Annotated in this window: 9 protein-coding genes; 3 read left to right on the top strand and 6 right to left on the bottom strand. The window is 67.9% G+C overall.

The features are described from left to right. Window positions 1–31: 31 nt before the first annotated feature. The 5 genes from CFR78_RS10715 to CFR78_RS16285 form a co-directional block, all read right to left on the bottom strand. The gene (locus tag CFR78_RS10715; RefSeq protein WP_034927399.1) at window positions 32–1,396 is read right to left on the bottom strand and encodes an amidohydrolase family protein; all 1,365 of its coding nucleotides are present in this window, start codon (window positions 1,394–1,396) and stop codon (window positions 32–34) included. Window positions 1,397–1,715: 319 nt separating this feature from the next. After that, window positions 1,716–2,294, bottom strand: a complete 579-nt coding sequence (locus CFR78_RS10710; protein WP_034927402.1) for a cupin domain-containing protein — start codon at window positions 2,292–2,294, stop codon at window positions 1,716–1,718. 129 nt (window positions 2,295–2,423) lie between these two features. Next, window positions 2,424–3,536 (bottom strand): PQQ-dependent sugar dehydrogenase, encoded by a 1,113-nt coding sequence (locus CFR78_RS10705; protein ID WP_034927405.1) that lies wholly within the window; start codon window positions 3,534–3,536, stop codon window positions 2,424–2,426. 26 nt (window positions 3,537–3,562) lie between these two features. Next, window positions 3,563–6,046 carry an HWE histidine kinase domain-containing protein gene (locus tag CFR78_RS10700; RefSeq protein ID WP_110581122.1) on the bottom strand — a complete coding sequence of 828 codons (2,484 nt, stop codon included), beginning with the start codon at window positions 6,044–6,046 and terminating at the stop codon, window positions 3,563–3,565. 66 nt (window positions 6,047–6,112) lie between these two features. Further along, complete coding sequence (locus CFR78_RS16285; protein WP_156953836.1) at window positions 6,113–6,304, bottom strand: hypothetical protein; 192 nt, start codon at window positions 6,302–6,304, stop codon at window positions 6,113–6,115. 180 nt (window positions 6,305–6,484) lie between these two features. Between CFR78_RS16285 and CFR78_RS10695 the strand changes: the two genes are divergently transcribed. Both CFR78_RS10695 and CFR78_RS10690 read left to right on the top strand, forming a co-directional pair. Next, window positions 6,485–9,040 carry an EAL domain-containing protein gene (locus CFR78_RS10695; RefSeq protein WP_034927407.1) on the top strand — a complete coding sequence of 852 codons (2,556 nt, stop codon included), beginning with the start codon at window positions 6,485–6,487 and terminating at the stop codon, window positions 9,038–9,040. Window positions 9,041–9,365: 325 nt separating this feature from the next. Beyond that, window positions 9,366–10,469, top strand: coding sequence for an N-acetylglucosamine-6-phosphate deacetylase (locus tag CFR78_RS10690; protein ID WP_034927409.1), 1,104 nt, complete (start codon window positions 9,366–9,368; stop codon window positions 10,467–10,469). 12 nt (window positions 10,470–10,481) lie between these two features. Here CFR78_RS10690 and CFR78_RS10685 read toward each other — a convergent pair whose 3' ends face one another. After that, on the bottom strand, window positions 10,482–11,777 hold the full coding sequence (locus CFR78_RS10685) for an MFS transporter (RefSeq protein WP_306417770.1): 1,296 nt from the start codon (window positions 11,775–11,777) through the stop codon (window positions 10,482–10,484). Between the two features lie 331 nt (window positions 11,778–12,108). On the opposite strand from CFR78_RS10685, the gene CFR78_RS10680 reads away from it, so the two are divergent. After that, entirely contained in the window at window positions 12,109–13,437 is a 1,329-nt protein-coding gene (locus CFR78_RS10680) for an ATP-dependent DNA helicase (RefSeq protein WP_034927432.1), read from the top strand. Window positions 13,438–13,814 lie beyond the last annotated feature (377 nt).

The following is a 13,814-nucleotide window of genomic DNA, read 5'->3' as shown; positions in this document are numbered from 1 at the left end:
GGCTGCGCGGGGTTGCCCTGCCTGCGTGGGGTTATGGACAGGATTCATGCACCCTGCGCCCCGCCACCCACACGGTGCGGATGTTGGGCCGCCCGATATTGCACAGGATCTGCTGCACCAGATCCTGTGCATCCGTATCGTGCCCGGATGGCATGATATTGCTGCCGGGTGCCGCGCGATCGATCAGGATGGCGTCAAACGCCTGTCCCGCCACAAGCTGCCCGGCATTGCAGCCAAGGGCCGCCGTGCCGCCCCGGGTGGCCAGCCACAGCGCTTCGGTAAAGCCCAGCCGCGCGCCGGGCCGGCCGCGTTTTTCCGCCGGCAGGTCAGGGTTGGTGCCGGTATCCAGCATGCGTGCGGCGGTCACCGCCATGGCGGCATTGACCGCGATGGAGGGCGAATACCCGCCGGATATGTCCGTGCCCAGCCCCACATGCATCCCCGCCTGCCACGCCGCGCGCAGCGGCAGGACAGCGCCCGCGAAATAGGCGTTGGACAGCGGGCAGTGGGCAATGGCGGCACCCCGCGCCTGCACCAGCGCCATGTCCCGCGCCGTCATGAAGCACGAATGCGCCAGCACCGTGCCCCGGCGCAGCAGGCCAAGGCGGTCAAGGGCCACGGTATCATTCACCCCCATGCGCTGGTGGACGTAGTCATGTTCCCAGTCACTTTCCGAACAGTGGGTCTGGATCAGGCAGTCCTCACGCGCTGCCAGTTCCCCCAGCCCGCGCAGCAGCGCGTCCGTGCAGGCGGGGATGAAGCGCGGCGTGACCATGGGGCGCACCAGTCCCGCCGCATTGCCCGGCAGGGCGCGTACGGCGTGGATGAAGCGCCGCGTTGCGTCCAGTGCCTGTTCCACGCCGGGGTTGCGGTAATTTTCGGGGCACAGGTCCGGGTCATCCATCGCCACCAGCCCGACATGGGCGCGCAGGCCCAGCCGCAGGCAGGTGCGCGCCAGCAGCAGGCTGCTTTCCTCATGAATGGTGGCGAAGAATACCGCCGTGGTGGTGCCATTGGCCAGCAGGGTGCGGACCAGTTCCTCATAGACCGGGGCGGCGAAGGCCGGGTCGGCAAAGCGGGCTTCCAGCGGGAAGGTCCGCTGCTCCAGCCACGCACGCAGGGGCAGGTCCAGCGCGCGGCCCATCTGCGGCCATTGCGGGGCATGGACGTGCAGGTCGGCAAAGCCGGGCATGAGCAGCTGGGCAGGGCCAAGGTCGTGCACCGGCACACCGCGCTGGCGGGTCTGGGCCAGCAGCGTGCGGGCGGCGGGCGTATCGGCCGCGGGGCAGGCGGCAATGGTGCCATCCGGCCCCACATGCACCACGCGCGTTACCTGTTCGGCCTGTGTGGGGGCTGGCGGATTGATGACCGGCCCCCGGATCACGAATTCATCCATAGCGGGATGTCCCGGTCTGTTGTTGCATGACCGGCCCATTATCCATGCATTGCACGCGCCTGCCCAGACCGGATGGCACAGGGGCTGCAGGCGGGGAGGCAAACCGCAAACCCGCCTGATAATATGTTGAATATGGCGGGCAAATCGGGATCTCCACCATTTGTCCACAGGGTTATCTTTCTGACTATCCCCTGAATCTGTGGATAAGCGCGTGCCCCGCAGCAACCGACTGACCGGAAGACCAAAAGTTTCCGGGTGCCGCCTTTTTTCAGCAAGGACGGCGTTCCACGCGGCACCCTGATGACGCGCGGGCAGGCCGTTAATGATAGCGGCAGGGCTGGCCGGCCACCGGCGCGTTGGCGGACTGGATCACCATGAGTGTGACCGGCCCACCGCCAACATTGCCCGCGTCATGACCCTTTTTCCCGCGATAGGGACCGGTTTCCATGGGGCGGACGTTCTGGTCCTCGCCAAACAGGATGTCACCCGGCCCCATCTCCACCCGGGTCCCGTCCATGGCGCGGACATACCACCGCCCCTGTAGCGGTATGATCCATTGCGGCCTGGGGTCGGGGTGCCAGATGCCGTTCCAGTGCGCGGGCTGGACGGTCATCATGACGGTGGCCACCTGCGGGGCCATGGGGTCCTGCCATTGCGGCCCGGCGGGGGGCGACATGCTTTTGAGGAAGAAATCCCGCACCGGGCAGGTGGTGATGTGGCTGATGCCCTGCGCATCGGTCCATAAATGCCGGTACTGCCGCTGGGGCGGCGGCGGCCGGGTGGGATCGGGCAGGGCGGCCGGGGCCGGGGATGCGGGCGGCACGGTGGCCCGCGCGGGCAGGGCAGACAGCAGGGCGATGATACAGGCCGTGGGCAGGACGGTCATGCGGGGGGGCATGGCAATTCTCCTTGGATATGGGAAGGCGGGGCCCCGATGGACAGGCACAGGTCTTTCCCGCCGCCCTTTTTCAGGAAGGCGGCGTTCCCTGAAGCGTTCCGGACAGGGCTTTACCAGGACTTCCGGTTCCTATCGCCCCGTCCCGTAGCTCAGGCGGTAGACCGCGCCCGCCAGGTCATCGCTGATCAGCATGGAGCCGTCGGGCAGGGGCAGCACGTCGGCCGGACGGCCCCACGCACTCTGCCCCTGCCGGAAACCGCTGACCAGCACCGTGGGCGGCCGGGGCGTGTTGTCGGGGCCGAAATGCACGCTCACCACCTGATACCCCGAAAGCTGGCTGCGGTTCCATGACCCGTGTTCGGCAATCATCAGGTTGCCGTGATAGGCGGCGGGGAAGGCACTGCCTTCATAAAACCGCAGGCCAAGGGCGGCCACATGCGCGCCCAGCAGCAGGGCGGGGGGCGTGAACTCGCTGCACGCATGCTGGCTGCCAAACTGGGGGTCGGGTATGTTGCCCTGATGGCAGTAGGGGTAGCCAAAGGACTGGCCGGGCGTGTCCAGCCGGTCCAGTTCGTCCGATGGCACGTCATCGCCCATCATGTCGCGGCCGTTATCGGTAAACCACAGCGTGTCCGTGCCCGGCTGCCAGGTAAAGCCCACCGTGTTGCGGATGCCGTATGCCACGTCGCGCCGGTCGGTGCCATCGGGCGCCATGCTGATCAGGCGGGCATAGTCATGCCCCACGTCGCATATGTTGCACGGCGCGCCGATGGGCACGTACAGCCGGTTGTCCGGGCCGAAGGCGATGAACTTCCATGAATGGTCGCCATCGCGGTAGGGCAGGCCGTCCACCACCACCTGCGGGCGGGGCGGGGCGTCCAGATGGTCCTCGATCGCGCGCAGGACCACGATGTGCTTCGTGTCCGATACATACAGGTCGCCATCATGGTAGGCCACGCCCACCGGCATATCCAGCCCGTGGGCGATGGTGTACACCCGCACCGGGCCGCCGCCATCCACCCCGGTCAGCGCATAGACATTGCCCGCCGCCCGGCTGCCCACGAAAATCGTGCCCCGCGCGCCGCGCGCCATGGCCCTGGCATTGGGGACGTGGTCCGATACCAGGGTGATGCTGAAGCCATCGGGCACCCGCAGCAGGTCCATGCGCGGGGCGGCATGGGCGGCGGCGGGGGCGCACAGGCCCAGCAGGATGCAGGCTGCGCGCAGCGGGGTGGGCGGCATGGGCGGTTCTCCGTTGGGGTGGCCGGTCAGGATACGATCTCGCGGATCCGTTCGGCCAGGGCGGTGGCGGAGTAGGGCTTGCGCTCGACCGGTACGTCACGCAGTTCGGGCGGGATCATGGTGCGGTCGGCATAGCCGGTGGCGAAGATGAAGGGCACGCCGCGCGCGCGCAGCACGCGCGCGACCTCGACCGAGCTTTCCCCGCCCAGGTTCACGTCCAGTATCGCCACATCGGGCAGGCGGGCACGGATGGCGCTCAGCGCTTCATAGACCGAGGCCACGGTGCGGACCTGCCCGATATTCATTTCCTCGATCGCTCCCTCGGCTTCCATCGCAATCAGGAACTGGTCCTCCACCAGCAGGATGTCGGCATCAAGCACTGTGGTCTCCTTCCTGCGCGCCGGGCCGGGGGGGCTGGCGGCATCGGCCCCGGCGGGGGCGTCCGGGGCGGGGTTGACGTGGTGGGCGGGCAGGCCCAGCGTGACCGATATGCCGCCGGGGCCGTAATCGACCTCGGTCGTGCCGCCCAGCTCGTGCGGGAAGCCGCGCTCGATCAGCACGGAACCGAAGCCTCGCCGCCTGCGCGGGGCGACCGCCGGGCCGCCGCTTTCACGCCAGATGATGCGCCAGACATCCCGCGCCGCATCAAGCGACCATGTGATGTCCAGCCGCCCGCGCGCATGGCTGAGCGCGCCGTATTTGACGGCGTTCGTGGCCATTTCATGCACCACCAGCGCCAGCACGGACAGCGCCCGGCCGGTCAGCCAGATGCGCGGCCCGCTGCGCGTGACGAAGCAACGCTCCCGGTAGGGGGCAAGTTCCGCATCCAGCAGCGCGTCCAGCAGGCCACCCCCCTCGCTGCGCACCGCCTGGTCATGGGCCAGGCCCAGCGCCTGCACGCGCCCGCGCAGGCGGGCGACATGCTGGGCGGGCGTGCTGCCGGGTTCGATGGGATGGCTGACCAGCGACTGCACGACGGACAGGATGTTCTTGACGCGGTGGTTCAGCTCCTCGTTCAGCATGCGCTGGCGCAGGTCGGCGGTGGCGCGCTCGCGTAGCTGCAGCTGGTGGTAGGCGCCCATCACCTCGATCAGCGCGGAGCGGACAAGGGTGGCGGCCTCCAGGTCATCCCCCGACCAGGGCAGGCATTCCCGCGTGACCTGCTGGGTCCAGATCTCGAAGCCGCTGCGCGGGCCGAAATAGACATCCCCCGCCGCGCCGGACGTGGTGTCCGCGCCCCATTTCAGCGTCCGCACCACCTCGCGGCGGAACACCATCAGGTAATCCCCCGGCTGTGACGAGATGGGCACGACCATCGCCCCCGCTGCCTGTGTCGCGTATGCATCGGCATCGGGCACGAAGGCGCACAGCCGGGCCGTGTGCCATAGCTGGCTGCCCGCCTGCGTGCGCGCCAGTTCCAGCAGGGCGGGCATGGCATCGGGCGGGGGATGCGCGCCGTGATAGGTCCATTCCCCCCCCACCCACAGCGCCGCGCCATCGCACTGCACGAAGGTCAGCATGTCGGGCAGGTGCGCCATCAGGTAGGCGGGCATGTCCGCCACGGGGGCGGCACCTTTCAGGAACGTCTCGATCAGCGCATGGGTCTGGCGTGTCATGCCCAGCCGCCGGGTGCGCAGCAGGTTGGTGATCTGGAGCGAAAGGAACTCGCCAAACATGCGCGCGACGATGCGCTCGCTCATGTTCAGCACGCGCGCGCCGTGGTGATGGGCCGCGATCATGCCCCACAGCCGTCCGTCCACCACAATCGACACGCTCAGGCTGGCCACCACCCCCATGCCGCGCAGATAGGCGCAGTGCCCGGGCATTCCGGTGCGCAGGTGGGCATGCGACAGGTCGGGCGCGTCCATGCCGGGCGGGGAGACAAGGGGAATGGCCACCGCGTCCACATCCCCGATCACGCGGATCAGGTTGGTGCTGTACAGCCTGCGCACCGGGTCGGGCATGTCACTGAGGGAGAAATGCTGCCCCAGGAAGCTTTCCAGCGTGGGGGCGTGGTATTCCGCCTCCACCCGGCCGCTGCCATCTTCGGAAAAGCGGTAGAGCATGACCCGGTCATAGCGCAGTACCCCCGCCACCAGCCGGACCACGGTGCGGAACAGGCGCTCGAAATCCGTGATCTCGCGGATGCGGTCGATCATGGTGCGCAGGTGGGACAGGTAGGCACCATCGCGGTCGGTCTGGAGTGCGGGTTCCCATTCCAGCATGATCTCCCGCCCGGCCGTGTGGATCGCCACGTCAAAGCGGCCGCCACCGGGCAGCGCCTGACCAAACACCAGCGCCGGGCGGCGATGGGCCTCGCCATGGGTGGCCAGCGCGTTGCGGATGTTGTGGGTCGCTTCCCGCCCGATCAGGTCGGACAGGCGCAGCCCCGCTTCCAGCGCCCCGTGGCCCAGATGGGCGGGGGCATTGGCGGACCACCGCATGACATGGTCCAGGCGTCCGTCGCACACCAGCAGCCAGCCATGCGGCTGTATCGCGCCATCAGGCATGCGGTGGGCCACCCGCCGCCGTGCGTCTGGCCCGCCGCCATGCGCGATATGCCCCAGTTCGTGCCATCATGGCCCCCGCGTAGCCGGTGGCGCGGCCAGCCCCGCCACCCGTGTCGTCTGTCGTCCCCCGCGCGGCCTGGCCGCATGGGGACGGGCGTGATCATACCCCTTCGGGCCGGGGGCGCACAGATCACTTTTCCGTGCCGCGCCGGGTGGCCCGCCCGCGGCCATGCGGCGCACGGCGTGGCGGGCGGGCATATCCGGTGCATGAGATACATTATTTCGGCAGGCGGGGCATACACACTTTGTTAACGCCGGCGGGTGCATGAAACACCATGCTGGCTGTCACTCATTACAGTGGCCCGGAACGCCCGTGTCGGGTGTCACAGTTCAGATCCATCCCCGTTCGCTTTCAGCCAGCAGGAGACCAACAGTCAAATGCCCCGCGACATGATAGACGACATGCAGGTTACGGTCCTGCCCGCGCTGGAACAGACCATTCTTGGCGTTGTCCTGATTGATGAAAACAATACCGTCACCTTTTTCAACAAGGCGGCGGAAGGCCTGTGGCACTGCGTGCGCCAGGACGTGATCGGGCGCAACGTCAACATTCTCGTGCCGCGCAACATCCGCTCCACCCATGACGACCTGATCCGCCATAACCGCGAGACGGGGATCAACAAGATCGTGGGCACCAGCCGCGAGGTGCTGGTCGAACGCTTTGATGGCACGACCTTCTGGGCCAACCTGTCGCTTTCGCGCATCGCGGTGGATGGCAAGATCGGCTACATGGCGCTGATCCGCGACATCTCGCAGGAAGTGGATGACCGCGAGAAGATCCGCCTGCTCTCGCTGGTGGTGCGTGAGACCGACCGCGGCGTCGCCATCCTGGACCCGGAATTCCGCATCATCTACGTCAACCGTGCCTTCAGCGACATGTTCGGCTTCGGCCCCGAGCGGGTGACGGGGCATGGGCTGTCGGTCATCCTGGCGGGGGATACGACGGATATCGGCATCCTCAACCAGCTGCATGAAGGCGCGCGCAACGCCCGGGGCTTCACGCTCGATATCCGCGCCCGCCACGCCAGCGGGCGGGACATCTGGGTTTCGGCGGCGATGAACCCGGTGTTCAACAATGATGGCGAGATCGAGAACATCGTCGTCGTGCTGACCGACATTACCGAACAGCACTTCCTGGACAGCCTGCAGCGCGACACGCTGGAGGCGATATCGAGCGACCTGGGCCTGCATGAGGTGCTGGACTTCATCTGCCGCCGCATCGAGCACTACATCCCCGATGTCATGCCCGCCATCTATCTGGTGGAAAAGGACGACCGGCTGAAATGCAAGGGCCGCGCCAGCCTGCCGCTGTCGCTGGTCAAGCTGTATGACACGCTGCCCATCGGGCCGGATGCCGCGTGTTCGGGCATTGCCGCCAGCACCGGCACGGTGGCCGAAAGCCCCGACATCGCCCATGACCCGCGCTGGCACCACCTGCGGGAACAGACGCTGCATAATGGCATCCGCGCCGCCCGCGCCACCCCCGTCATATTGCGCGACAACCGGGTGGCGGGCGTGTTCACCTGCTATTCACGCACCGATTCACTGCCCGACGCCGCCTGCCAGAAGGCGGTGGCCACCAGCCTGCACCTGTGCACGCTGGCCATAGAGCGGCACGAGGCGAAGGAACACATCAACCGCCTGTCGGATTTCGACCTGCTGACCAGCCTGCCCAACCGCCGCTGGCTGCGCCAGAACATGGCCCGCATCCTGCGCCGCGCCGTGCGCGGCAACATCATGCTGCTGACCGTGGGCGTGGACAACTTCAAGCATATCAATGACGTGTTCGGCCATACGGCGGGCGATGAACTGATTACCCAGATCGGTGGCAAGCTGCGTGAGGCGATCTCGATCGATGATACGCTGGTGCGCAGCGGCGGCGACCAGTTCACCATCGTGACCAATGGCGAACAGCAGCATGCCTCGACACTCAGCGCGTCCATCCTGCGCGCGCTGGCGGTGCCCACCCATATTGGCGACGTGCCGGTCAGCCTTTCGGCCAGTCTGGGCGTTGCCGTTCACCCCGAAAATGGCGAGGACGGGGACACGCTGCTTAAAAACGCCGAGACCGCCATGTTCCAGGCCAAGGCCAATGGCGGCGGGCACTGCTGCTTCTTCAGCCCGCGCATGAACCAGCAGGCCAGTGACCGGCTGATCCTGGCGGCAGCGTTGCGTGACGCCATAGCCCACGACCGGCTGCGCCTGTTCTACCAGCCGCAGGTGCATGCGTGCAGCGGCACGCTGTATGGGGTGGAAGCACTTTCGCGCTGGATCGACCCGTCACTGGGCTTTGTCTCGCCCGCGCGCTTCATTGCCGTGGCGGAGGAAACCGGCCAGATCGAGGCGATCGGCAAATGGTCGCTGCGTGCCGCGTGCCGGCAGATGGCGCAGTGGATACGCGACGGGGTGGAGGTGCCGGTGGTGTCGGTCAACCTCTCGCCACTGCATTTCCGTGACGAGACGCTGCCCCGGTTCGTAAGCGAACTGCTGGCGGAGACCGGCATCCCGCCGCACAGCCTGACCATAGAAATTACCGAAAGCACCATGATCGACAATTATGACCGCACCATCCGCGTGGCCCAGCGCCTGCGTGAGATGGGGGTGGGCATGTCGATGGATGATTTCGGCACCGGGTTCTCCAGCCTGTCCAACCTTGCGGGCCTGCCGGTGAACGAGGTGAAGATCGACCGCAGCTTCATGACCGGGCTGGAAAGCATAGAAAAGGTGCGCGCCGTGGTGATGGCGGTGGTGCGCATTGGCCAGAGCCTTGGCATGACCGTGGTGGCCGAAGGTGTCGAGCACGAGGAACAGCGCCGCCTGCTGGCGGAAATGGAGTGCGACGTGCTGCAGGGCTACATGTTCTCCAAGCCCCTGCCGGCCGAGGAACTGGCCGCCTGGTTCGCCGCCTACCAGCCCAGCGGCCTGTCCGGGTAAGCGGGGCAGGGGGCATATAACCCGGCGCCCCGGTCCCCGCTGGCCGCCACCAGCCGTCCCGGCCGGGTGATCAGGCAGGAGCGGTCAGGCTGGGCAGTGGCGAATGGCGGGCCGGGCCGGAAGGGTAAGGGGGCGGCGCAGTCCCCCGGTCCGGGGGGCGGGGGCCAGGGCTTCGTGAAAAAAGCGCCATCAGAAATTCCTTGATGGGGGCACGATGTCTGCCAGATGCGCTTTTCACGCCCTGCCTTACCGTATGGCATTAAGGACCACAGTGGTCTAACACATTGCGGACGCATTCACCCGCCAGAACAGGGAACGCCGCTACGTGAACATTGATGGCCACCTCGTACTGCCCGACCGGGTCATGCCCGGCCGCATCATGTTCGATCAGATGATTGCCGATGTGCGGCCCCTGTCGCATGTGCCTGACCGTTACATCCTGCCCGGCTTCATTGACGGCCACGTCCATGGCGGTGGCGGGGCGGATACCATGGATGGGGTGGACGCGATCCGCCACATGGCGCTGTTCCACATGGCGCAGGGCACCACCACGCTGCTGCCCACCACCATGACCGCGCCGTGGTCGGACATCATGGATGCGCTGTATGCCGTGGCCGATGTCATGCGCACGGGCATCCATGGCGGGCCGTCCATTCCCGGCGCGCATCTGGAGGGGCCATTCATCAATCCCCACAGGCTGGGCGCCCAGCCGCCCTTTACGCAGGTGCCGGGGCCTGCGCGCATGACCGCCGTGCTGCGCAGCGGGGCGGTCAGGGTGGTGACGCTTGCGCCCGAGATCGAACATGCCGATGCCGCCATACAGGCGTTTGTCAATGCCGGGATACGGGTCAATATCGGCCATACGCTGGCCGACCATGACCAGACGGAACGGGCGATCTGCCTTGTCTGCGGCCCCGGCGGCACGGTGGGCGGCACCCATCTGTTCAATGCCATGCCCCCCATTGCCGCGCGCGCGCCGGGACCGGCCACGGCGCTGATGTGCAGCGACGCCGCCTATGCCGAGATGGTGTTCGACACCCATCATGTCCATCCCGCCCTGTTCCGCCTGGCGCATCGGGTCATGGGCAGCAGGCTGGTGTTTGTTACGGATTCCATGCGCGCCACCGGGGCGGGCGATGGCCCCAGCACGCTGGGCGGGCAGGAGGTGATGGTGGCCGATGGCGTGGCAAGGCTGGCCGATGGCACGCTGGCGGGCAGTGTGCTGACACTGGACCAGGCGCTGCGCAACGCGCTGCAGGCCGGGGTATCCCTGCCACAGGCGGCGGCACTGGTCAGCACGCATGCCGCCAACTGGCTGGGGCTGCATGACCGGGGCGCGCTGCTGCCCGGCCGCCGGGCGGACATGGTGGTGCTTGGCCCTGACCTGACGGTGCAGGAGGTCTGGGTGGAAGGCCGCCGCCGGGCCTGAACGCCGCAGGCCCTAGCCCTGCCGCCTGCGCAGCCTGACCACCAGGGCCGCGGCAAAGCCGGACGATGCCCCCAGCCCCAGCGCCCAGCGCGGGCCGAAATGGTTGGCCACCCACCCCATGACCGGCGCCCCCAGCGGCGTGCCCCCCATGATGACCGCAAGCCGGATGGCCATGACCCGCCCGCGCATCGCGGGGGCGGCGGCAAGCTGCATGAAGCTGTTGGAACCGGTGGCAAGCGTAAGGCTGGCCACCCCCACCAGTGCAAGGGCCGCGGCAAACAGGGCATAGCCGGGGGCCAGGGCCGCCAGCAGGCCGCCGGTCCCGAAAAACAGCGCGCTGGCCTCCACCGTGGCCAGCGTTACCCGTTCGCGCCCCGCCGCCAGTACCGCGCCCGCCATGGTGCCCACGGCCATGGCGGTGGTCAGCAGCCCGTAGCCGCCCGCCCCCACATGGAACACACCCACCGCCATGGTGGAAATGAAGATGGGAAAATTCAGCCCGAACATGCCGATCAGCAGCAGGACCCCCACCATGGTCCGCAGGTCGGGCTGGGCCCACACGTAGCGGAACCCGGCCAGGATGTCGCGCCCGCTGCCGCTGGCGCGCACGGGCACGGCCCGCCCCCGCAGCGCGGTAAGCGAAAGCAGCACGGCAATGAATGATACCCCGTTGAGCACGAACGCCCACCCCGTGCCGATGGCAGCAATGCACGCCCCCGCCGCCACCGGCCCCAGCATGCGCCCCGCGTTGAACGAGACGGAATTGAGCGCCACGGCATTGGGCAGGTCGGCCACGGGCACCAGCTCGGAGACAAAGCTGTGGCGCGCCGGCCCGTCAAAGGCGGCAACCGAGCCGAAGATGAAGGCGAACACGCATACCTCCCACAACCGCGCCGCCCCGCTTATGGTCAGCGCGCCCAGCCCCAGCGCCAGCACGCCCATCAGCCCCTGTGTCAGCATAAGCAGCGCGCGGCGGTCAAGGCGGTCGGCGGCATGGCCGGTCCAGGGCAGCAGCAGCACCTGCGGCGCCATCTGGAAGGCCATGGTCAGGCCCATGGCGGTGGCGTCATGCGCGGTCAGCTGGGTCAGGACCAGCCAGTCCTGCGCCGTGCGCTGCATCCATGTGCCGATATTGGACACCACGGCGCCCGAGGCCCAGATGGCATAGTTGCGGTGGCGCAGGGAACGCAGTGTGCGCGCAGCCCAGGCGGCAGCGGACAGGGCCAACCCGCTCAGCCCCGCATGCGCGGCGGCCGCGGGTGGGGCCGTGCCCGTCCCGTCCGGGCGGCCACGGGGGCGGTGCCGCATGGCGGGGGCACGGGCGCGCCGGCGCGCGGGGCAGGGGGAAGGGCGGGCATCGGAATTCTCCGTTTTTCAGGTCCGGCAGGCCGTACGGACAGGGCCTGCCCGCTGCGTGGTCCCGGCACGGCAGGCAGGGAAGGCAGGCAGGCAGGGAACGCACCGGCCAGTGAAAGGATTGCACGCCACCCGTCAAGCCCGCCCCCGTGCATTTGCACTGGCCCGGCGGCGTGGGGCGGCCTACATACAGGGCACGATACCCCGCCCCTTCGCCCGGACCAAGGAACATGCCCGGCCCCATGGCCCATTACCGCGCCCCATGCCCCAGCAGGCCCCGCCCATGTCCCGCACGGTCCTGACCGCGTGCCAGGAACGCGCGCTGGCGGAAATACTGGCAGCGCGCGGCACCTGTGCGACCCACCTGCTGACCGGCTATGCCGGGACCGGCAAGACCACGCTCATGCGCCACGTCGCCCGCGCGCTGCGCAAGCAGGGGGCGGAAGTGGTGTTCACCGCCGCCACCCACAAGGCGACGGCGGTGCTGCGGGCGCGGGTGGGCAGCCTGGCGCCATGCCGGACCATCCATAACGTGCTTTCGCTCCAGCCCTCGGCGCAGGACGGGCGCGAGGTGCTGCAACGCGCCGACCGGCCGGAACCGATCACGGCCGATGTCATCATCATAGATGAATGCAGCATGGTGGGCGCGGGGCTGATGCGCTGGGTGCGTGAACTGGTGCCCGACCGCTTCGTGCTGTTCGTGGGCGACCCGGCCCAGCTGCCCCCGGTGGGGGAGGCGATCAGCCCGTCATTCGCCATCCGCTCCGCATCCCACCTGGAAACCGTGGTGCGGCAGGCGGCGGGCAACCCGCTTGTGGCCGCCGCCACCACCATACGTGAAAGCCAGGGCGGGCCGATGGACTGGTCCTGGTGCCGCGCCAGCCACCATGATGGCGCGGGGCTGTTCGTGCCACGCACGCCCGATGCGTGGATGCAGCGCGCCTTCACATCCGATGAATTCCGCGCCAGCAGCGATGCCTTCCGCTACCTGTGCTGGACCAATGCGCGGGTGGAGGCGGTCAACCGCACCGTGCGGCGCTGGGTTCATGGCGGTGACACGCCCACCCCCTTCATGCCCGGCGAGCGCGTGATCACCCGCGCCCCGGTGCTGGATGTGGAAGGCCGCCGCGTGGTGGTGGCCACCAACGAGGAAGCCGAGATTGCCGACATCCGCCCCGGTATCCTGCGCCATGCCTTTCCCGCCACGTCAAAGGTGGCGGGATGGACCACGGAACTGCCGGTGTATGACGTGATCCTGCGCACCCTGTCGGGTGATGAGACGCCGGTGCCCATCCTGCGCCCCGGCGCCGACATGGCCGCCATAGAACGCCGCCTGAAAACCGAGGCCGCGACCGAACGCGCGCGCTGGCAGCACCGCTTCGTGTTCCGCCGTGGCCTGGGCCACCTGCAGGCGGTGTACGCCATGACCGTGCATACCGCGCAGGGCAGCACGTTTGGCCGGGTGTTCGTGGATGTGGGCGATATTGCCCGCCGCGCCGCCACAAACGTGCTGGAAGCCCAGCAGCTGCTGTACGTGGCCGCCACCCGTCCCGCCACCGCCATGATCCTGACCGGCCTGCCCGGTGCCGCGAAGGGCGGCGTGACGGGCTGAAACGGCCCGCCCGGACGGGCCTCACGCCGTGTTGACCCCCCTGCGGGCGCCGCCGTGCCACGACCCCCACGGCATGGGGAAAAAAACAGGATTTTTTTAACCCTGTTATCCCGGCTGCCCGGGGCGATCGTGCATGTTTTTCAGTCGTGTATTTTATGAAGCTTTCATGAAATCTTAAACTGTCAGCACGATAGTTGGCACTCATGGCTGGCAGATGAGACAGGCAGGAATGGACCCTTCCCGTGTCATGTGCCGCCATCCGGTGGTGGATGCGGGACGGGCGCGACCCAATAATGGACGGACGACTTGCAGCCCGTACCGGCACATTACTGGAATAGACCGGACCACAATGGTCTGAATGCTGACCACGCGGGCAT

Origin of the sequence: Komagataeibacter rhaeticus (genome assembly GCF_003207855.1) — a bacterium.
In the GTDB taxonomy this organism is placed as follows: domain Bacteria; phylum Pseudomonadota; class Alphaproteobacteria; order Acetobacterales; family Acetobacteraceae; genus Komagataeibacter; species Komagataeibacter rhaeticus.
This window is presented reverse-complemented; position numbering and strand designations above follow the sequence as displayed.